The following is a 19,338-nucleotide window of genomic DNA, read 5'->3' on the forward strand; positions in this document are numbered from 1 at the left end:
AGGGAGCAATCCCGCACGAGGAGCAATCCGGGGAGCAGCCGCATGACCGCACTCGCCACGACCGAGACCCCGACCGTGCCCACGACGGCTCCGGAGGCCGATCTGGCCCTGCGTTTCGTGGCCGGGGACGAGGGCGGCCTGGAGGCGGTCTACCGCCGCTGGGCTCCGCTCGTCCTGTCCCTGGCGCGGCAGTCGCTGGGCGACGGCGCGGAGGCCGAGGACGTCACCCAGACGGTGTTCCTCGCGGCCTGGCACGGCCGCCACGGCTACCGTCCGGGCCGTGGCCCGTTGCCCGCCTGGCTGGTGGGCATCGCCCGGCGCAAGATCGCCGACGCGCTGTCCGCCCGCACCCGGCGCACCGACGTCGCCGCGGCGGCCGCGCGCGAGTCGGTCCGCTCACCGGACCCGTCGACCGCGCACGACGCGGTCCTGAACCGGGTGGACGTCACCCGGGAACTGCGCCGTCTTCCCGAGGCCCAGCGGCGGGTGCTGTGCCTGACGTTCTACGGTGACCTGACGCAGACGCAGATCGCCCACGTCACCGGCTGGCCGCTGGGTACGGTCAAGAGTCACGCCCGGCGCGGCCTGCTGCGCCTGGGCCGGAGCCTGGACACCGAGGCCACGGGGTGAGCCGCCCGACGGACGGCTCGGGCGCCGCCCGCGGGAAGAGGAACAGATGACCGCCGTCAACTCCGCCGGGCAGCCCCCGCCCGGACCACCAGCCGGACCACCCGCCGTACCGGACGGCACCGGTCTGGCCACCGGTGTGCTGGCCCGCCGCCTCGGCGTGTCGCCCATGACCCTGCGCTCCTGGGACCGGCGCTACGGCATCGGCCCGACCGCCCGGACCGCGGGCGGGCACCGCCGCTGGACGGCGGCCGACGTGGCGACGGTCGAGGAGATGTGCAGGCTGACGGCGACCGGCATCCCGCCGGCCGACGCGGCCCGCGCCGCCCGCACGGCCGCCACCGGCCCGCCGCCCGCCGCGGAGGCCGACCGCACACCACCGCCCCCGGCGGCCGAGGGCCGGTCGCGGGCCGCGGGCGCCCTGCCCCTCGGCGACGTGCGTCTGGAGTGCCGCGGGCTGGCCCGCGCCGCCGTACGGCTGGACGCCCCGGCTCTCGACGAACAGCTCACCGCGGTCGTCGAGCGCTATGGCGTGGTGGTCGCCTGGCAGGAGGTGATGGTGCCGACCCTGCACGCCGTGGGTCGACGCTGGATGTCATCCGAGGACCAGTACGTGGAGGTGGAGCACCTGCTCGCCTGGCACGTCTCCACCGTGCTGCGCCGCAGCGCCCGGCCCGCCGTCCCGGTGGCGTCCGCGGCGGCCGGCTGCGTCCTGCTGGCCTGCGCGCCCGGCGAACAGCACACGCTGCCCCTGGAGGCGCTGCACGCGGCGCTCGGCCGGGAGGGGGTGCCGGTGCGCATGCTGGGAGCGGCGGTGCCGGTCGAGGCGCTGGACGCGGCGGTACGCAGGCTCGGCCCGGCCGCGGTCGTGCTCTGGGCGCAGATGAGCAGCCGGGCGGCCCCGGACCTGGCCCGGCACGTGGCGGCGCAGCGCTGGGGGATGAAGGGGGCGCGGCGCGGTCCGGCGGTGCTGCTGGGCGGCCCCGGCTGGAGCAGGTCCCAGCCCGCCGGCGTGCTCAGGCCCGCCGGACTGCCCCAGGCGGTGGAGGCACTGCGCACGCTGTGCGGCGAAAGGTGACCAGGGACCGTCCTGGCCGACGGACCGTGGGTGAGCCGAGGGGGCGGTCCCGGCCGGCGGACCGTGGGTGGCCCGAGGGGGTCCGTCCTGGCCGGCGGACCGTGGGTGAGCCGAGGGGGGCCGTCCTGGCCGGCGGACCGTGGGTGGCCCGAGGGGGCCGTCCTGGCCGGCGGACCGTGGGTGAGCCGAGGGGGCCGTCCTGGCCCGCGGACCGTGGGTGAGCCGAGGGGGTCGTCCCGGCCCGCGGACCGTGGGTGACGCGAGGGGGCCGTCCCGGCCGCGGAACGTGGGTGAGGCGCCGCGCCCGCGCGGGGTCAGGAGTGCTCCCGGGCCCGTCTGAAGCGCTCCAGTCCCTCCGCCAGCGACACCACCGGCGCCGGATAGCCGGTGCCCGCGCGCTCCTCCTCCGGGAGTTTCCACGGCTCGTGCACGTAGGGTGCCTTCACGTCCGCCAGCTCCGGAACCCAGCGCCGCACGTACGCCCCGTCCGGGTCGTACCGCTTGCCCTGGAGGACGGGGTTGAGCACCCGGTTGGGACGGGTGTCGGTGCCCGTGCCCGCCATCCACTGCCAGTTGAGCTGGTTGTTCGCCAGGTCGCCGTCGACCAGCAGGTCCAGGAAGTGCCGAGCGCCCACCCGCCAGTCGACGTACAGCGTCTTGGTGAGGAAACTCGCGGCCAGCAGCCGGCCCCGGTTGTGCATCCACCCCTCGTGGCGCAGTTGCCGCATCGCCGCGTCGACCACCGGGTAGCCGGTCCGGCCCTCCCGCCAGGCCTCGGCGTCCGCCCGCGCGCCGTTGGCGCCGCGCCACCGGTCCCGCCGGGTGCGGTAGTCGCGGACGGCGGCGTCGGGGCGCGCGGCCAGCACCTGGCGGTGGAAGTCCCGCCAGGCGATCTGCCGTACGAACGCCTCCGCGCCGGCGCCGCCCGCCTTGCGTGTGCGCCGGACCACCTCGACCGGCGACAGCGTGCCGAAGTGCAGATGGGGGGAGAGCCGGGAGGTGGCATCGCCCGCCAGGTCGTCGTGGCCTTCCTCGTAGGTGTCCACGCCGGAGCGCAGCCACGCGCCGAGTCCCCGCCGTCCCTCCGTCTCGCCGCCCGCGCACAGCCCCGGTGACACCCCGCTCACGTCGGCGCGTTTCGGCAGCGCGGCGGAGCCCACCTCCTCCGGCACGGTGATCGTGCGCGGTGTGCCCAGCGCCTCCCGCAGCGCCTCGGCGGACCAGCGCCGGTAGTACGGCGTGAACACCGCGAAGTGGTCGGAGGAGGCCGGCGTCACGGCGCCCGGCGCGACGGCGGTGCTCACCGTGTCGTGCACGTACAGGCGCCGCCCGTCGGCCTCCAGCGCCCGGCGCAGCCGCTGTTCCCGGCTCTGTGCGAAGGCGCTCACGTCACCGGCCATGTGCACCTCGTCGGCGTCCGCCTCGGCGGCGACCCGGCACACCTCCGTGACCGTGTCGCCCTCGCGCAGCACCAGCCGGCCGCCCCGCTCCCGCAGCCGCGCGTCCAGGTCGTTCAGGCAGTCGGCGAGGAAGGCGAGCCGGTTGGGCGCGGCGAAACCCGCCCCGTCCACGGAGCGGTCGCGCACGAACAGCGGTACCACCCGGCCCCCGCCGTGGAGCGCCGCGCGCAGCGGCGGATGGTCCGACAGGCGCAGATCGCAGGTGAACAGGACGACCGAGGTCTGCATGGGGCTCACTTCCGCTTCCGATTCGGTACTCGGATGCTTTTCACCCAGCCGGCCGGTACCGGATGCGGCCGACGCCGGTTTCCCCCGTTCGGGTGGCGGTGCGCCGGACGCGTCAGAGCTCCTCCTCCATCCGGATCGCGTCCCGCAGGTCGTCCCTGATCTGCTCCGCCCCGGCCTCGCTCCGCCCGCCCTCGCGCTCCCGGCCCCGCTGCTCCCGGCCCTGCTGCTGGTCGAGCAGGGCCGCCGCGATGCTGTCGAGTTTGCGCTGGATCGCGTGCTCGGCCCGGCGCTCGGAGTTCTTCAGCAGGGCCAGCAGCAGCAGGTTGACCGAGGTCATGACGTCACCGACGAGGAGCTGCCAGTTCAGGGGCAGCCCCATGATGTGGGCGACGACGAAGAGGGCCACCAACAGCAGGCAGAACCCGTAGAAAGGCGCGGAACTCGTGAAGTTCGAGGCCGTTTCCGCCAGTTTCTCGAACCATCCCCGGCCGTCGTGGGTGCGTTCCGCCGGATGCGGCACGCTCATGGCTTTCCGGGACGCCATCACTGGTCACCTCTGTGAACCGGCGGACAGGTTGAAGGACAGGTAGTTTTCTCGCCCCGCTCTTCTCGCTCTTCCCGGTTCTCCCCGGGGGTGAATTGAACGGTGACTTCCCGGGGTACCCGGCGTGCGCCCGTCCACGCGTCCGGTGACGCGACCGGCGCGCAGCCTAGAGAGGGAGCGCGAGTCATGAAAGCAGTGACCTGGCAGGGCCGACGGCACGTCCAGGTGGAGGACGTACCCGATCCGCGGATCGAGGAGCCCACCGACGCCGTCATCCGCATCACCTCGACCGGACTCTGCGGCTCGGACCTCCATCTGTACGAGGTGCTCACGCCCTTCATGACCCCGGGGGACATCCTCGGTCACGAACCGATGGGCGTGGTCGAGGAAGTCGGCTCCGAGGTGACGAACCTGCGTCCCGGTGACCGCGTCGTGGTGCCGTTCCAGATCTCCTGCGGCCACTGCTTCATGTGCTCGGCGGGACTGCACACCCAGTGCGAGACCACGCAGGTGACCGGCGAGGGGATGGGCGCGGCCCTGTTCGGGTACACCCGCCTGTACGGTGCGGTGCCCGGCGCCCAGGCCGAGTACCTGCGCGTACCGCAGGCGCAGTTCGGGCCGATCAAGGTGCCCGACGGCCCCGCGGACGACCGTTTCGTCTACCTCTCCGACGTGCTCCCCACCGCCTGGCAGGCCGTGGCGTACGCCGCGGTGCCGCCCGGCGGCACGCTCGCCGTCCTCGGGCTCGGCCCCATCGGCGACATGAGCTGCCGTATCGCCCGGGCGCAGGGCGTGGAGCGGGTGTTCGGCGTCGACCTCGTGCCGGAACGCCTCGCGCGTGCCGCCCAGCGCGGTACGGAGGTGTACGACCTGCGGGTCTACGACGACGAGAAGGAACTGGTCCAGGCGATCAGGGACGAGACCGGCGGCCGGGGACCGGACGCCGTGATCGACGCCGTCGGCACCGAGGCCCACGGCGGCGCGGCGGCCAAGCTCGCCCAGACCGTCACCGGGCTGCTTCCGCGCAGGATCAGCGGGCCGCTCGCCGAACGCTTCGCCGTCGACCGGCTGGCCGCCCTCCACATGGCCATCGACCTGGTACGCCGGGGCGGCACGATCTCGCTGAGCGGTGTGTACGGGGGGATGGCCGACCCGATGCCGATGCTCACCCTGTTCGACAAGCAGATCCAGCTGCGGATGGGGCAGGCCAACGTCCGGCGCTGGACCGACGCGATCATGCCGCTCCTCACCGACGGGGACCCGCTCGGTGTCGACGACTTCGCCACCCACCGGCTGCCCCTGGCGGAGGCCGAGCGGGCCTACTCCATGTTCCAGCAGAAGCAGGACGGCTCGGTGAAGATCCTCATGCAGCCCTGAGCCCTGCGTTCCACCCCGGCTCACGAACGACCCGACGACCAGTGAGGTGACGACATGGCGGCGACGGACCGATCCCGGCCCGGCGGGCTCTCGGCGCTGGTGACCGGCGGCTCCCGGGGTCTGGGGCTGCTGATGGCGGCCCGGCTCGTCCGGCGCGGTTACCGGGTGACCGTGCTGGCGCGGGACGCCGGTGAACTCGACCGGGCCGTGGCCTGGATGCTGGACCGCACGGGCCGCTCCGTGCGCCCGGTGGTGTGCGACGTACGGGACGAGACGGCGGTGACGGCCGCGGTCCGGCAGACGGCGGAGCAGGCGGGCGGGCTCGACCTGGTGATCGCCAACGCCGGGGTGATCCAGGTGGCGCCCGCCGAGACGGCGGGGACGGAGGCGTTCAAGGACGCCATGGCGACCATCTTCGACGGCACCCTCCACACCGCGCTCGCGGCTCTGCCGTACCTGCGGCGCAGCCCGGCGGGCGGCCGTCTGGGCCTGGTGGGTTCGGTCGGCGGACTGCTCGCGGTGCCGCATCTGGTGCCGTACTCCTGCGCCAAGGCCGCGGTACGGGCGCTCGGGGAGGGCCTTCAGGAGGAGACGGCCGGGAGCGCGGTGAGCGTGACCACGGTCCACCCCGGGCTGATGCGGACCGGCTCGCACCTCCAGGCGGAGTTCGGGGGCCGGCCGGAGGCCGAGTTCGCCTGGTTCTCGGCGCTGGCGGGAATGCCGCTGCTGTCGATGGACGCGGAGCGGGCGGCGGAGAAGGTCGTACGGGCGGTGGAACGCAGGCGTACCCGGCTGGTGCTCACTCCGGCCGCCCGGACCGCCTCCCTCGCCCACGCGGTCGCGCCCCGCCTGGTGACGCGGGTGAACGGGCTGGTCGCCCGCGCCCTGCCCACGCCGCTCGACGGCGGGGCCGAGGGGACCTCGCAGGGGGCGCCGCTGCGCCAGGGCCACGATCTGACGGCCCCCGCCGCCCCCGCCTGGGCACGCGCCCTGCGCCGGGCGGGCAGCGCCCTCAACGACCGGGCGGCCCAGCGCTACAACCAGAGCTGGGCGGGCCCGCCCACCAGCGCCGGACCACGCTGACCGCGGGCGGGCGCGGCCCGCGGTCAGCGTGGTCCGGCGGGCACGGCAGGCTGACCGGCGGCGACCGTGGGTCAGACCTTGCGCCAGCGGGCGTTGGCCCAGGAGAAGACGCCGAAGGCCACCAGCCCGACCGCGATCAGCACGAGCAGCCAGGGGCCCGCCGGAGTGCCGGCGAACGTGCGCAGGGTGTCGTCCATGCCCTTGGCCTTGCCGGGCTCGTGCCGCACGGCCGCCGCGATGGCGAAGCCGCCCGCGGTGGCGAAGACGATGCCTCGTGCCGTACCGCCGAACATGCCGAAGAAGGCCACGAACTGACGTGCCTTCCGTGACATCTCGTACATCCTGAGATGCTTCTCGAACTTGCGCAGGACGGCCCGTACGGCGATCCACAGGCCGGCGGCGGTCACCGCGGCCCCCGCGACACCGACGATCCACTGCCCGCCGGGCCAGTCCAGCGCCTTCGCCGTGACGTCCTGGGAGTTCCTGTCGGAACTGCCGCTGCCGCTGCCCTTGTCACCGGCCGCGTAGGAGAGCACGGAGTACGAGACGAACGTGTAGAAGAGGAAGCGGCCCGCGGCCATCGCCCTCTTGCCGGGCTTCCCGCCGTCGGGGCCGGCCTGCCCGAAGGCGGCCTCGGACAGCCGCCACAGGGCCATCCCCGCCAGCGCGACGCCGAGCATCCACAGCAGCGCCGTACCGAAGGGCTTCTGGGCGATCTCGGCGACCGCGCCGCCCCGGTCGGCCTGCGTGCCCCCGCCGGAGAAGGCGATCCGCAGGGAGAGAGCGCCGATCAGCGCGTAGATGACCCCGCGGGCGACGAAGCCCGCCCGTGCCGCCACCGCGAGCGCCTTGCTGTTCGCCGCCCGGCGGGCCTGTCCGTGTCCGCGTACCGATACCGATCCAGTGACCATGCCCTATCGGATGCCCCTACGAACGAACCACATACGCGGCACATCCGGCCCGGTTCCGCCGCTGCTGGTCCCGGTACGAAAGCGAGGTGGTCGGGTGTGAATGGCGGGGCGGGAGTGGGGCACTCGCAGGGGGAGGAGTCGATGATCATGGTTCTCGGGCACCGATGGTGAGCTGAATCCGTGTGGGCCCCTTCGCGGGGACCGGCCGTCACGGCGGCCGGTCCCCGCGGGCGTGCGGGAGTGGTGGGTGGTGTCTGAGAGGCTGAGGGCATGGATGTCGATCGCAGGAACAACATCACCGTCGTCGGTGACCCGCAGGGGCGGCCGGTGGTGCTGGCGCACGGATTCGGCTGCGATCAGAACATGTGGCGGCTGACGGTGCCGGCCCTGGCCGGGAACCACCGGGTGGTGCTCTTCGACTACGTGGGGTCCGGCCGCTCGGACCTGTCCGCGTTCTCGGAGGACCGGTACGGCTCCCTGGACGGCTACGCCCAGGACGTGGTCGAGGTCTGTGCGGCGCTCGACCTGCGCGACGCGGTGTTCGTGGGGCACTCGGTCAGCGCGATGATCGGGGTGCTGGCCGCGGACCTGGCCCCGGACCGCATCGGCGCCCTGGTGATGATCACCCCGTCGCCGCGGTACATCGACGACGACGGCTACCGGGGCGGGTTCAGCGCCGAGGACATCGACGAACTGCTGGCCTCGCTGGAGGCGAACTACCTGGGCTGGTCGGCCGCGATGGCGCCGGTGATCATGGGCAACGCGGAGCGGCCCGAACTGGGGGCTGAACTGACCGGCAGCTTCTGCGCCACCCACCCGGACATGGCGCGGGTCTTCGCCCGGACCACGTTCCTGTCGGACTCCAGGGACGACCTCAAGACGGTGAGCGTGCCGACGCTGGTCCTGGAGTGCACCCAGGACGCCATCGCCCCCCGCGAGGTCGGCGCCTTCGTCCACCGGGCCGTCCCGGGATCGACGCTGGTCACCCTCGACGCGACCGGACACTGCCCGCACCTGTCCGCACCCGAGGCCACCAACGAGGCGATCACCGCCTTCCTGGCGGGCCTGCGATGATGTGCCGGACGGACCAGCTGCCCGACCCGCAGGACGCGGGCAACCAGGCGGCGAACGCGGCGTTCGCCGCCCTGCTGGAGGACAGCGCCGAGGAACTCTACGAGAACGCGCCGTGCGGTTACCTGTCCACGCTGATGGACGGCACCATAGCCAAGATCAACTCCACGCTGCTGGGCTGGCTCGGCCTGGAGGAGGAGGCGGTGGTGGGCCGGATGCGGTTCACCGACCTGCTGACCGTGGGCGGCAGGCTGTACCACGAGACGCACTTCGCGCCGCTGCTGCGGATGCGGGGCGAGATAGGCGGCATCGCGCTGGAGATGCGGCAGCCCGGCGGCGCGCGCATGCCGGTGCTGGTCTCGTCCGCGGTCAAGCACGGCAGGGGCGGCGAGCCGCTGCTGATCCGTACCACCGTCTTCGACGCCCGGGACCGCCGCGCCTACGAGGAGGAGCTGCTGCGCGCCCGGCGGGCCGCCGAGGAGGCGCGGCAACAGGCCGAGGCCGACCGGGCCCGGTTGCAGGACGCGCTCGCCGTCCTCCAGCGGTCCCTGCTGCCCGACTCGCTGCCCCAGGTGCCCGGCATGGAGGCGGCCGCCCACTACCGCACCGCCTCCCCGGACCGGCTCGGCGGCGACTTCTACGACCTCTTCCCCGTCGACGGCAAACGCTTCGCCTTCTTCCTCGGCGACGTGTGCGGCAAGGGCCCGGAGGCCGCCGCCGTCACCTCGCTGACCCGCTACACCCTGCGCGCCGCGGCCCTGCACGACTCCGACCCCGTCTCCGCCCTGGCCACCCTCAACAAGGTGCTCCACGAGCGATACACGGGCGGCGACCCGCGCTACTGCACCACCGTGTTCGGCGTCGCCGAGCCCGATCCCACGACGGGACACGCCACCGTCACCCTCGCCTCCGGCGGCCACCCCCCGGCCCTGGTCCTGCGGGCGGACGGCACCGCCGAGTTCCTGCCCACCCCCGGCGGCCTCCTCGTCGGCATCCTGCCCGCCGCCCACTTCTCCACGGCCACCACCATCCTGCGGCCCGGCGACACCCTCCTGCTGTACAGCGACGGCGTCACCGAGGCCCGGACCGGTGAGGACCGCACCGCCCTGTACGGCGACGAGGCGCTGCGCGCCTTCGCCGCCGCTCACGCCGGCCGACCCGCGCACGACGTCATCCAGGCCCTGACCGGCCTGCTGGACGACTTCGGCGACGGGCTCGACGACGACACCGCCCTGCTCGCCCTAGGCGTCCCCACCGCCGCGTCCACGCCGAAGAACACGGAATGAGCCCACTGAACATCACCGTCACCTCCGCCACGGCCGGGCCCGTCGTGGGGGTCGGCGGCGAACTCGACCACACCACCGCCGCCCGCCTGCGCGACCTGGTCGCCGACCTCACCCTCCGGCCCGGCCAGCAGCTCGTCCTGGACCTGGCCGCGATGGAGTTCTGCGACTCCAGCGGCATCACCGCCCTGATCGCCGCGCGCAACCACGCCCACGCCGCCCGGGCCGACATCGCACTGGCCGCCGTCCCCGCCCGTACGCTCCGCGTGCTGCGCATGGTCGGCCTCGACCAGATCTTCGCCATCCTCCCCGACAGCCCCTCCGCTACCGGCAGCCACCCCGCTCCCGAATAGCCACTCGCCTCCCGGTAGCCACCGGCAGCCCCCCACCGCGCGGCGGCCCTGAGCGCGGCGGGAGTACGCGGTCTCACAGGTCCCGCTGCTCCAGCGGGCGGACGGCGGGGCCCTGGAGGATCCGGCCGTCCGGGGCGAAACGGGAACCGTGGCACGGGCACTCCCAGGCCTGTTCGGTCCGGTTGAACGCCACCAGACAGCCCAGGTGGGTGCAGGTGGCGGAGACGGCGTGCAGCTGGCCGCCCTCGTCGCGGTGCACGGCGCACCGGTGCCCGCCGAGCCGTACCACCGCGCCGTCACCGGGTGCGATGTCCTCCGGCCGTGGCCCGGTCAGGGCCGGCAGCCGGTCGCCGACGAAGTGCCGGGCGACCTGGGCCTGGTGCTTCAGGAACGACACCCCCTCACGGGCCACGGGACCCAGCCGCCGCGGGTCGTACAGACCGGCCCACTCGACCTCGCGTCCGCCGACGAGGTCGCTGATCAGCCGGCCCGCCATGATGCCGCCGCTCAGACCCCAGCCGCCGAAACCGGTGGCCACGTGGACGTGGTGGCTGCCCGGGTGCAGCGGGCCGACCAGCGGCACCGAGTCGGTGGAGTCGTTGTCCTGGGTGGCCCAGCGGTGGGTGGGCGTCAGCCCGGGGAAGTGCTCGCCGGCCCACTCGGAGAGCCGGGCGAAACGCTTCTCGACGTCGGCGGTGCCGAGCGTGAAGTGCTCACCGGTGACGATCAGCAGGCGTCGGCCGTCCCCGAGGGGCGCGCTGCGGACGGACCGGGTGCCCTGCTCCGGCGTGATGTACATGTCGCGCGGGGCGCGGTCCTCCTCGATGGTCCCGGCCACGACCAGCTCGCGCCGCGGGGAGAGCCGGGTGAACAGCAGGGCCCGGTCGAAGACGGGGTAGTGGGTGGCGACCACGACCTTCCCGGCCCGCACCGACACCCCGGCGTCCGTCTCCAGCACACAGGGCTCGCCCTCGGTGAGACCCACGACCCGGGTCCCCTCGTACACCGCGCCACCGCGCCGGCGCAGGTCGTCCGCCAGTGCCAGCAGGTACTTGCGCGGATGGAACTGGGCCTGGCCGCTCACCCGGACCGCCCCGGCCACCTCGAAGGGCAGCTCGGTGGCGGTCACGAACTCGGCGGGCAGCCCGGCCTCCCGCGCCGCCCGTGCCTCCGCGCGCAGCTCGGCCACCCGCCCGGGGTCACGCGCGTACGTGCAGGCCGCCGCCTCCTCCCAGTCGCAGTCGATGCCCAGCTCCGCCACGATCCCGGCGGCATGCCGGATCGCCTCGCTCTGCGACAGCGCGTACAGCCGCGCGCCCTCGGGGCCGCGGGTCCGGCGCAGATGGTCGTAGACCAGGGTGTGCAGAGCGGTCAGCTTGGCCGTGGTGTGCCCGGTCACCCCGGCGGCCAGCCGGTCCGCCTCCAGCACCGCCACCTCATGTCCCTGCCTGACCAGCTCCCAGGCGGCGCTGAGCCCGGCGATGCCGCCCCCGACCACGGCGACCTCCACCGAGAGGTCACCGGACGGCGGCGGGGCGGGCTCCCCGGGCGGCGGCGCCGTCTCCAGCCAGTACGACCTGCGGATTCCACTGTCGGCGTCTGTCATGGCCGTACCCCTGTCTCAGCGTCCATGGCAGCCGGGTTCCCGCCACGGTGACGTGACACCTCTGGGGCGGGACGACTCCGGAACCCGTCGTCAGGGGCGGTGCCGGCACCGGGCCCAACGCCCGTGGCTGCCCTGCGTAGGGGCGGTGCCGGTGGGTACCCGGGGCCGCGCACCGCCCTGCCGCGAGAGGGAAAGCACGTGAGCGACCACTGTCCGAAAGTTCCCGGGGACGAGGAGCCGCCGCCCGGCCGGCGCCCCGCGCGCCGTACCCGCCCCGGTGGGTCAGGCTGGAAGTGACGCCCACCGCCGCCGCCGGGCGATTCCGGCCGCCGAAAGGACACACCATGGGTGTGCGTACGTGGATCAGCGACTGGCCCGCCTTCCGCCAGCTCACCGCATCGGACCCGCTCGGCCGCGGCCGGGCCGCCATGTCGGCGCGCACCGAACGGCTGCGGCCGCGCACGGAGACCGCCGACCGCGTGGTGCCGTCCGTGTGCCCGTACTGCGCGGTGGGCTGCGGACAGCAGGTCTACGTCAAGGACGACGAGGTCGTCCAGATCGAGGGCGATCCCGACTCGCCCGTCAGCCGGGGTCGCCTGTGCCCCAAGGGTTCGGCCACCCTCCAGCTCACCACCGGATCGGCCCGCCGCCACCAGGTGCTGTACCGGCGGCCGTACGCCACCGACTGGGAACCCCTGGATCTGGAGACCGCCATGGACATGGTGGCCGACCGGGTGATCGAGACCCGGCGCAGGACCTGGGAGTGGGAGTCCGAGGGACTGCGCACCGCACGCACCCTGGGCATCGCCAGTCTCGGCGGCGCGACCCTCGACAACGAGGAGAACTACCTCATCAAGAAGCTGCTGACCGGCCTCGGCGTCATCCAGGTGGAGAACCAGGCGCGGGTCTGTCACAGCTCCACGGTCGCCGGGCTCGGCACCTCCTTCGGGCGGGGCGGTGCCACCACTTTCATGCAGGACCTCCAGCACTCCGACTGCATCGTCATCCAGGGCTCCAACTTCGCCGAGGCCCACCCCGTCGGCTTCCAGTGGGTGATGGAGGCGAAGGCCCGCGGCGCCCGGATCATCCACGTCGACCCGCGGTTCACCCGCACCAGCGCCCTCGCCGACCTGCACGTACCGATCCGGGCCGGCAGTGACATCGCGTTCCTCGGCGCGATCATCAACCACGTCCTGACCGAGGAGAAGGACTTCCGCGAGTACGTCCTCGCCTACACCAACGCCGCCACCCTGGTCAGCGAGGACTTCCGCGACACCGAGGACCTCGACGGCGTCTTCTCCGGACTGAACCAGGAGAAGCACCACTACGACCCGTCGAGCTGGCAGTACGAGGGCTTCGAAGTCCAGCAGCCCACCGGTGAGGTCGACGAGCAGTACGAGGAGCGCGTGCGGGGCTCCGGCGGCTCCGAGGCGCACGGCTCGGGCGGCGCGCAGACCGCCAGCCAGGCGCCCCGCGACGAGACGCTGCGGCACCCGCGCTGCGTCTACCAGATCCTCAGGCGCCACTACGCCCGCTACACACCGGAGCTGGTCGAGGAGGTCTGCGGAGTGCCCCGCGCGACGTTCCGCGAGGTGTGCGACGCCCTGACCGCCAACTCGGGCCGCGAGCGCACGAGCGCGTTCGTGTACGCGGTCGGCTGGACCCAGCACTCGGTCGGCGCGCAGTACATCCGCGCCGCGAGCGTGCTCCAGCTGCTGCTCGGCAACATCGGCCGGCCGGGCGGCGGCATCCAGGCACTGCGCGGCCACGCCTCCATCCAGGGCTCGAGCGACATCCCGACCCTGTTCAACCTGCTGCCCGGCTACCTCCCGATGCCGCACGCCCACGCGCACGAGGACCTGGACGCGTTCATCGCGGCCACCCGCACCGAGAAGGGCTTCTGGGGGAACATGCGGGCCTACTTCGTGAGCCTCCTCAAGTCGTACTACGGAGACGCGGCCACCGCCGCCAACGACTACTGCTTCGACCACCTGCCGCGCCTCACCGGCTCGCACTCCACCTACGACACGGTGATGGCCCAGCTGGACGGGGTGTGCAAGGGCTACTTCCTGATGGGCGAGAACCCCGCGGTGGGCTCCGCCAACACCCGGCTCCAACGGCTCGGCATGGCCAACCTGGAATGGCTCGTCGTCCGCGACTTCTCCCTCATCGAGTCGGCGACCTGGTGGCAGGACGGCCCGGAGATCGAGACCGGGGAACTGCGCACCGAGGAGATCGGCACCGAGGTGTTCTTCTTCCCGGCCGCCGCGCACACCGAGAAGAACGGCTCCTTCACCAACACCAACCGCTGGCTCCAGTGGCACGAGGCGGCCGTCGAGCCCTCGGGCGACGCCCGCAGCGACCTGTGGTTCATGTACCACCTGGGCCGCCGCATCAAGGAGCGGCTGGCCGCCTCGACCGACCCCATGGACCGGCCCGTACAGGACCTGACCTGGGACTACCCCGTCGAGGGGCCGCTGGCCGAACCGGACGCCGCCGCCGTGCTCGCCGAGATCAACGGCCACGGCCCGGACGGAGCTCCCCTCTCGGCGTACACCGAACTCAAGGACGACGGCTCGACGCGGTGCGGCTGCTGGATCTACTGCGGGGTGTACGCGGACGGCGTCAACCAGGCCGCCCGCCGCAGGCCCGGAAGCGAACAGGACTGGGTGGCCGCCGAATGGGCCTGGGCGTGGCCCGCCAACCGCCGCATCCTCTACAACCGGGCGTCGGCCGCCCCGGACGGCACCCCGTGGAGCGAACGCAAGGCGTACGTGTGGTGGGACGGGGACGAGGGGAAGTGGACCGGGCACGACGTCCCGGACTTCGTGCCCGACCGTGCCCCCGACTTCGTCCCCGACAAGGACGCGACCGGCCCCGACGCGCTGCGCGGCGACGACCCGTTCATCATGCAGGCCGACGGCAAGGGCTGGCTGTACGCACCGGCCGGGCTGGAGGACGGCCCGCTCCCGACCCACTACGAACCGCAGGACTCGCCCTTCACCAACGTCCTCCACCCCTCGGTACCCCGCTCGCCGGTACGCCACCTGCTGCCCCGGGAGGGCAACCGCTACCACCCGAGCGGCGACGAGAAGGGCGCCGACGTCTTCCCGTACGTGATCACCACGCACCGGCTCACCGAGCACTTCACCGCGGGCGGCATGAGCCGCTGGTCGCCCTATCTCGCCGAACTCCAGCCGGAGTTCTTCTGCGAGGTCTCTCCCCAGCTGGCCGCCGAACGCGGACTCGAGCACCTGGGGTGGGCCACCATCGTCACGGCCCGCAACGCCGTCGAGGCCCGCGTCATGGTCACCGCGCGGATCGTGCCCCTCACCGTCCACGGCCGGACCGTCCACCAGATCGGACTGCCGTTCCACTGGGGACCCAACGGCGTGGCCACCGGCGACGCGGCCAACGAACTCGTCGCGATCGCCCTCGACCCCAACGCCCACATCCAGGAGGACAAGGCGCTGACCGCCGACATCCGCCCGGGCCGCCGGCCGCGCGGCGCCGACCTGCCGAAGCTGGTCGCCGAATACCGCAGGCGTGCGGGCATCACCGCCGACACCGGGACGGAGACCGTGAAATGACCAGCCGTCACCTGCTCAGCGGTCCGGAACCCGATCCCGCCCGCGACGCCGGACATCCCGAACCCCCGCCCCGCGTCGGCTTCTTCACCGACACCTCCGTGTGCATCGGCTGCAAGGCCTGCGAGGTCGCGTGCAAGGAGTGGAACGCCATCCCGGAGGACGGCCTCTCCCTCACCGGCATGAGCTACGACAACACGCAGGGCCTCGGCGCCTCCACCTGGCGGCACGTCGCCTTCATCGAACAACAGGTCCCGGCGCCGGACGGACGCACCCAACTCCCCCTGGCGGATGCCGCGCCGGACGCCTCCGGCCCGCCGGACGGGAACGGGGAACTGCGCTGGCTGATGTCGTCCGACGTGTGCAAGCACTGCACCCACGCGGCCTGCCTCGACGTCTGCCCCACCGGCTCCCTGTTCCGGACCGAGTTCGGCACGGTCGTCGTCCAGGAGGACATCTGCAACGGCTGCGGCTACTGCGTGCCCGCCTGCCCGTACGGGGTCATCGAGCAACGCCCCGACGACGGCCGGGCGTTCAAGTGCACGATGTGCTACGACCGGCTCGGCGCCGGCCAGGAGCCCGCCTGCGCCAAGGCGTGCCCGACCGAGTCCATCCAGTTCGGCCCGCTGGACGAACTGCGCGAACGCGCCGCCCTGCGCGTGGACCAGTTGCACACGGCGGGTGTGGACGGCGCCCGGCTGTACGGCCACGACCCCGACGACGGCGTCGGCGGTGACGGCGCGTTCTTCCTGCTCCTCGACGAACCCGAGGTCTACGGGCTGCCCCCCGCCCCGGTCGTCACCACCCGCGACCTCCCCACGATGTGGAAGCACGCCGGCGCGGCCGCCCTCTCCCTGGCCGGCGCCTTCGCCGTCTCGTTCGCGCTGCCCGGTCTGCTGCGCAGGAAGGCCACCCGATGAGCCACTCCACCGACCGCTCAGGACAGCGCACGGGCCGCCGGCGCCGTAACCGTCGCGGTGAGCAACTCATGGTTCCGCGAGCCGAGTTCGAGTCCTACTACGGACGTCCGATCATCAAGGCGCCGTCCTGGAGCGCCCAGGACATCGCCGGGTACTTCTTCCTCGGCGGCCTCGCCGGCGCGGGTTCCGTACTGGCGGCGGGCGCCCAGCTCACGGGACGTACGGCGACCGCCACGGCGATGAAGGTGTCCTCCCTCGCGGCGGTCTCGCTGTCCGCCGCCGCTCTCGTGCACGACCTCGGGGTGCCGCGCCGGTTCCCCAACATGCTCCGCGTGCTCAAGCCCACCTCGCCCATGAGCGTGGGCTCATGGCTCCTCGCCGGTTACGGACCGGCCGCCGGCGCCGCCGCCGTCACCGCCGTGACCGGGCGGCTGCCCCGGGCCGGGGCCACGGCGACCGGCGCGGCGGCGCTGCTCGGGCCGGCCGTCGCCTCGTACACGGCCGTGCTGGCCGCGGACACCGCCGTCCCCGCCTGGCACGGCGCGCACCGCGAACTGCCGTACCTGTTCGTCGCCTCCGCGACGGCCGCCGCCTCCGGGATGGCCCTGCTCGTCGGCCCGGTGTCCGAGACGGCACCCGCCCGCTGCGCGGCGGTGCTCGCCGCCGCCGCCGACGAGGTCGCCACCCGGAAGGCCGAGCGGCGCCTCGGCATGGTCGCGGAGACCTACCGGCAGGGCCGCGCCGGAACGCTGCTGCGCACCGCCCGCCTGCTCACCGCGGCAGGCGCCGCCACCGGCCTGCTGCTCGGGCACCGCAGCCGCCCGGCGGCCGCCGTCGCGGGCCTGGCCCTCCTCGCGGGCTCGGCCTGCACCCGCTTCGGTGTCTTCGCGGCCGGGGTCGCCTCCGCCGAGGACCCGAAGTACACGGTCGCGCCGCAACGCGCCGCCGCGGCCCCGGCCGGCGAGGACGGGAACTGACGGCACACGGCACACCGCCCCCGGCCTCCTGGAGGCACACGGACGACTGCGAGGTCAGGCCGCCTGAAAGTGCCCGGGACGGGTACGCGTACCGGGTCGGTGACCGGCCCGTCCGCCGACGGGCGACGGTGACCGCCCCGACCCACACCCCCCAAGGAGAGAGTTCAGATGGCCACCGTGTCCCTCACCGGAGCGTCCAAGGAGGACGCCGCCACCGTCTTCGGCGTGCTGCGGAACGTGTTCCCCACCGACCGTCCCGCCGACGACCCGCCCGAGGAGCAGCCGGGCGGGCACGCGGCCGTGTGGAGCGCCGAGTTCGAGCCGACCGGGGAGTGGAGCCCGCCCGGCCCGGCGACCCTGGAGGGTTCGGTCTCCGCCACCCTCCAGGGCGAATACCGCGCCGTCGACCAGCTGCACGAAGCCCTGAGCGCCGCGTTCGCCGTGCAGGAGCAGGGCACCGCCTCGGGAGACCAGGAGAAGGAGGTCGACCTGCGGCTCGGGACGAAGGAGTGACGGAGCGGGAGACCTTACGCGTACGCGCGAACCACGACGCGAACCACGAGGAGATGAGCGGCATGGTGCAGATCGGATACACGATGATGACCGAGCAGGCCGGTCCCCGGGAGCTGGTGGACCACGTGGTGGGCGCGGAGCGGGCCGGCTTCGACTTCTCGGTCACCTCCGACCACTACTTCCCCTGGCTGGACTCCCAGGGCCACGCCCCCTACGCGTGGAGCGTGCTGGGCGCCGCCGCGCAGGCCACCGAACGCATCCCGCTGATGACGTACGTGACCTGCCCCACGACCCGCTACCACCCGGCGGTCGTCGCCCAGAAGGCGGCCACCCTGCAGATCCTGTCCGAGGGCCGGTTCCGGCTGGGCCTGGGCTCCGGGGAGAACCTCAACGAGCACGTGACGGGGGAGGGCTGGCCCGCCGCGCACGTCCGGCTGGAGAAGCTGGAGGAGGCCGCGGAGATCATCCGCGCGCTCTTCGCGGGGGAGAACGTCAATTATCACGGCGTCCACTTCGACGTGGCCAACGCCAAGTTGTGGGACCTGCCCGACGCACCTCCGCCCATCGGGATCGCCGTCTCGGGTGACCGCTCCTGCGAAGTCGCCGGCCATCTCGCCGACCTGATGATCGCCACGGAACCCCGCCCGGAACTGGTCTCGGCCTTCGAAGACCACGGCGGCGCGGGCAAGCCCAAGGTCGGTCAGCTGCCCATCTGTTACGACACCGACCGGGACGCGGCCGTCGCCCGCGCCCACGACCAGTTCCGCTGGTTCGGCAGCGGCTGGCCGGTCAACTCCGAACTGCCCGGACCCGCCGCGTTCGCGCACGCCACCGAGTTCGTACGGCCCGAGGACGTGGCCGGGTCCATCCCCTGCGGCGACGACGTGCAGGCGGTCGTCGAGGCCGTACGCCCCTACGTCGACGCGGGGTTCACCGAGATCGCGCTCGTCCAGATCGGCGGCGACCACCAGAAGCCGTACCTGGAATGGGCCGAGCACAAGCTGCTGCCCGCGCTCCGCGAACTGTGAGAGGGCGAGGACACCCGCGATGACCACGGAACGCGCCGCGATCTTCGACATCGACGGAACGCTCGTCGACACCAACCACCTGCACGTGGTCACGTGGTGGGAGGCGCTCCGGCAGGCCGGCCACCACGTCCCCATGCGGGACATCCACCGTGCCGTGGGTCTCAGCGGCGGCGACCTGCTGGACCACCTGCTCGGCGACGACCGCGACCCCGACGGGGACGACCAGCTCTCCGAGGCCCACCGCACCCTCTACGCCACGTACTTCGAGCGGCTGCCGGCGCTGGACGCGGCCGGCGACCTGCTGCGCACGCTGGCCGGGCGCGGCTGGGAGATCGTCCTGGCGACGTCGGCGAGCGGCGCGGAACTCGCCGCGCTGCGCAACGCCATCGACGCCGACGACGTCATCCGCTCGGTCACCAGCGCCGACGACGTCGCCGAAGGCAAACCCGCTCCCGACCCGGTGCGGCAGGCCAGGGAACTCGCCGGCGTGCCGAGCGAACGCGCCCTGTTCGTCGGCGACAGCGTCTGGGACATGCGGGCGGCGGTACGGGACGGGGTGACCCCGCTGGCCGTCCTGTCCGGCGGCATCCCGCGCGCGGACCTGACGGAAGCCGGCGCCCACGCCGTGTACCGGGACCCCGCCGACCTCCTCGCCCACCTGGACACCAGCGCCTTCGCGGCCCTGGAGTGAC

General features: G+C 73.5%; 17 protein-coding genes. 13 read left to right on the plus strand and 4 right to left on the minus strand.

Features of this window, described 5'->3' with window-relative positions:
- Window positions 1-42: 42 nt before the first annotated feature.
- Both MB828_RS41480 and MB828_RS41485 read left to right on the plus strand, forming a co-directional pair.
- The gene (locus tag MB828_RS41480; protein ID WP_133026403.1) at window positions 43-630 is read left to right on the plus strand and encodes an RNA polymerase sigma factor; all 588 of its coding nucleotides are present in this window, start codon (window positions 43-45) and stop codon (window positions 628-630) included.
- A 46-nt stretch (window positions 631-676) separates the two neighbouring features.
- A complete protein-coding gene (locus tag MB828_RS41485) occupies window positions 677-1,705 on the plus strand; it encodes a cobalamin B12-binding domain-containing protein (protein WP_301652680.1) in 1,029 nt (342 codons plus the stop codon).
- A gap of 314 nt (window positions 1,706-2,019) precedes the next feature.
- Here the strand turns inward: MB828_RS41485 and MB828_RS41490 are convergent, their stop codons facing one another.
- Window positions 2,020-3,393: a cryptochrome/photolyase family protein gene (locus MB828_RS41490; RefSeq protein WP_301652681.1), complete on the minus strand. Its 1,374-nt coding sequence runs from the start codon at window positions 3,391-3,393 to the stop codon at window positions 2,020-2,022.
- A gap of 112 nt (window positions 3,394-3,505) precedes the next feature.
- Window positions 3,506-3,937, minus strand: coding sequence for a low affinity iron permease family protein (locus MB828_RS41495; protein ID WP_430381504.1), 432 nt, complete (start codon window positions 3,935-3,937; stop codon window positions 3,506-3,508).
- A 186-nt stretch (window positions 3,938-4,123) separates the two neighbouring features.
- Between MB828_RS41495 and MB828_RS41500 the strand changes: the two genes are divergently transcribed.
- The gene (locus MB828_RS41500) at window positions 4,124-5,314 is read left to right on the plus strand and encodes a zinc-dependent alcohol dehydrogenase (RefSeq protein ID WP_133026401.1); all 1,191 of its coding nucleotides are present in this window, start codon (window positions 4,124-4,126) and stop codon (window positions 5,312-5,314) included.
- Window positions 5,315-5,368: 54 nt separating this feature from the next.
- The gene (locus MB828_RS41505; protein ID WP_301652682.1) at window positions 5,369-6,397 is read left to right on the plus strand and encodes an SDR family NAD(P)-dependent oxidoreductase; all 1,029 of its coding nucleotides are present in this window, start codon (window positions 5,369-5,371) and stop codon (window positions 6,395-6,397) included.
- 71 nt (window positions 6,398-6,468) lie between these two features.
- Here MB828_RS41505 and MB828_RS41510 read toward each other — a convergent pair whose 3' ends face one another.
- The gene (locus tag MB828_RS41510) at window positions 6,469-7,308 is read right to left on the minus strand and encodes a DUF1206 domain-containing protein (protein WP_301652683.1); all 840 of its coding nucleotides are present in this window, start codon (window positions 7,306-7,308) and stop codon (window positions 6,469-6,471) included.
- A 270-nt stretch (window positions 7,309-7,578) separates the two neighbouring features.
- Between MB828_RS41510 and MB828_RS41515 the strand changes: the two genes are divergently transcribed.
- Genes MB828_RS41515 through MB828_RS41525 form a run of 3 tightly spaced genes read left to right on the plus strand, consistent with a single transcriptional unit; the run spans window position 7,579 to window position 10,015 of the window.
- Window positions 7,579-8,382 (plus strand): alpha/beta fold hydrolase, encoded by an 804-nt coding sequence (locus MB828_RS41515; protein ID WP_301652684.1) that lies wholly within the window; start codon window positions 7,579-7,581, stop codon window positions 8,380-8,382.
- A complete protein-coding gene (locus MB828_RS41520; RefSeq protein ID WP_301652756.1) occupies window positions 8,382-9,665 on the plus strand; it encodes a PP2C family protein-serine/threonine phosphatase in 1,284 nt (427 codons plus the stop codon). Before MB828_RS41515 ends, MB828_RS41520 begins: the two co-directional genes overlap by 1 nt.
- Window positions 9,662-10,015, plus strand: coding sequence for an STAS domain-containing protein (locus MB828_RS41525; RefSeq protein ID WP_301652685.1), 354 nt, complete (start codon window positions 9,662-9,664; stop codon window positions 10,013-10,015). Before MB828_RS41520 ends, MB828_RS41525 begins: the two co-directional genes overlap by 4 nt.
- 73 nt (window positions 10,016-10,088) lie before the next feature.
- Here the strand turns inward: MB828_RS41525 and MB828_RS41530 are convergent, their stop codons facing one another.
- Window positions 10,089-11,621 (minus strand): FAD-dependent oxidoreductase, encoded by a 1,533-nt coding sequence (locus MB828_RS41530; protein ID WP_301652686.1) that lies wholly within the window; start codon window positions 11,619-11,621, stop codon window positions 10,089-10,091.
- 344 nt (window positions 11,622-11,965) lie between these two features.
- Here MB828_RS41530 and fdh point away from each other — a divergent pair, with 344 nt between their 5' ends.
- The 6 genes from fdh to MB828_RS41560 all read left to right on the plus strand — a co-directional run bounded on the left by fdh (window position 11,966) and on the right by MB828_RS41560 (window position 19,337).
- The gene (gene fdh, locus MB828_RS41535; RefSeq protein WP_301652687.1) at window positions 11,966-15,211 is read left to right on the plus strand and encodes a formate dehydrogenase; all 3,246 of its coding nucleotides are present in this window, start codon (window positions 11,966-11,968) and stop codon (window positions 15,209-15,211) included.
- Complete coding sequence (locus tag MB828_RS41540) at window positions 15,208-16,128, plus strand: 4Fe-4S dicluster domain-containing protein (RefSeq protein ID WP_301652688.1); 921 nt, start codon at window positions 15,208-15,210, stop codon at window positions 16,126-16,128. The genes fdh and MB828_RS41540 overlap by 4 nt, the downstream gene beginning before the upstream one ends.
- A gap of 68 nt (window positions 16,129-16,196) precedes the next feature.
- A complete protein-coding gene (gene nrfD, locus MB828_RS41545) occupies window positions 16,197-17,105 on the plus strand; it encodes an NrfD/PsrC family molybdoenzyme membrane anchor subunit (RefSeq protein ID WP_430381507.1) in 909 nt (302 codons plus the stop codon).
- Between the two features lie 168 nt (window positions 17,106-17,273).
- Window positions 17,274-17,618 (plus strand): hypothetical protein, encoded by a 345-nt coding sequence (locus MB828_RS41550; protein WP_301652690.1) that lies wholly within the window; start codon window positions 17,274-17,276, stop codon window positions 17,616-17,618.
- Between the two features lie 62 nt (window positions 17,619-17,680).
- Window positions 17,681-18,646 carry an LLM class F420-dependent oxidoreductase gene (locus tag MB828_RS41555; protein ID WP_301652691.1) on the plus strand — a complete coding sequence of 322 codons (966 nt, stop codon included), beginning with the start codon at window positions 17,681-17,683 and terminating at the stop codon, window positions 18,644-18,646.
- A 19-nt stretch (window positions 18,647-18,665) separates the two neighbouring features.
- Window positions 18,666-19,337, plus strand: a complete 672-nt coding sequence (locus MB828_RS41560; RefSeq protein ID WP_301652692.1) for an HAD family hydrolase — start codon at window positions 18,666-18,668, stop codon at window positions 19,335-19,337.
- Window position 19,338: the final 1 nt, after the last annotated feature.

This window comes from Streptomyces arenae, from assembly GCF_022343545.1.
GTDB classification, from domain to species: domain Bacteria; phylum Actinomycetota; class Actinomycetes; order Streptomycetales; family Streptomycetaceae; genus Streptomyces; species Streptomyces humi.

Coding starts and splice junctions, on each gene's coding strand:
- MB828_RS41560 (WP_301652692.1), top strand. CDS start 18,666: ATGACCACGGAACGCGCCGCGATCTTCGACATCGACGGAACGCTCGTC.
- MB828_RS41500 (WP_133026401.1), top strand. CDS start 4,124: ATGAAAGCAGTGACCTGGCAGGGCCGACGGCACGTCCAGGTGGAGGAC.
- MB828_RS41510 (WP_301652683.1), bottom strand. CDS start 7,308: ATGGTCACTGGATCGGTATCGGTACGCGGACACGGACAGGCCCGCCGG.
- MB828_RS41530 (WP_301652686.1), bottom strand. CDS start 11,621: ATGACAGACGCCGACAGTGGAATCCGCAGGTCGTACTGGCTGGAGACG.
- MB828_RS41480 (WP_133026403.1), top strand. CDS start 43: ATGACCGCACTCGCCACGACCGAGACCCCGACCGTGCCCACGACGGCT.
- MB828_RS41525 (WP_301652685.1), top strand. CDS start 9,662: ATGAGCCCACTGAACATCACCGTCACCTCCGCCACGGCCGGGCCCGTC.
- MB828_RS41555 (WP_301652691.1), top strand. CDS start 17,681: ATGGTGCAGATCGGATACACGATGATGACCGAGCAGGCCGGTCCCCGG.
- MB828_RS41515 (WP_301652684.1), top strand. CDS start 7,579: ATGGATGTCGATCGCAGGAACAACATCACCGTCGTCGGTGACCCGCAG.
- MB828_RS41505 (WP_301652682.1), top strand. CDS start 5,369: ATGGCGGCGACGGACCGATCCCGGCCCGGCGGGCTCTCGGCGCTGGTG.
- MB828_RS41485 (WP_301652680.1), top strand. CDS start 677: ATGACCGCCGTCAACTCCGCCGGGCAGCCCCCGCCCGGACCACCAGCC.
- nrfD (WP_430381507.1), top strand. CDS start 16,197: ATGGTTCCGCGAGCCGAGTTCGAGTCCTACTACGGACGTCCGATCATC.
- MB828_RS41490 (WP_301652681.1), bottom strand. CDS start 3,393: ATGCAGACCTCGGTCGTCCTGTTCACCTGCGATCTGCGCCTGTCGGAC.
- MB828_RS41550 (WP_301652690.1), top strand. CDS start 17,274: ATGGCCACCGTGTCCCTCACCGGAGCGTCCAAGGAGGACGCCGCCACC.
- fdh (WP_301652687.1), top strand. CDS start 11,966: ATGGGTGTGCGTACGTGGATCAGCGACTGGCCCGCCTTCCGCCAGCTC.
- MB828_RS41540 (WP_301652688.1), top strand. CDS start 15,208: ATGACCAGCCGTCACCTGCTCAGCGGTCCGGAACCCGATCCCGCCCGC.
- MB828_RS41520 (WP_301652756.1), top strand. CDS start 8,382: ATGTGCCGGACGGACCAGCTGCCCGACCCGCAGGACGCGGGCAACCAG.
- MB828_RS41495 (WP_430381504.1), bottom strand. CDS start 3,937: ATGGCGTCCCGGAAAGCCATGAGCGTGCCGCATCCGGCGGAACGCACC.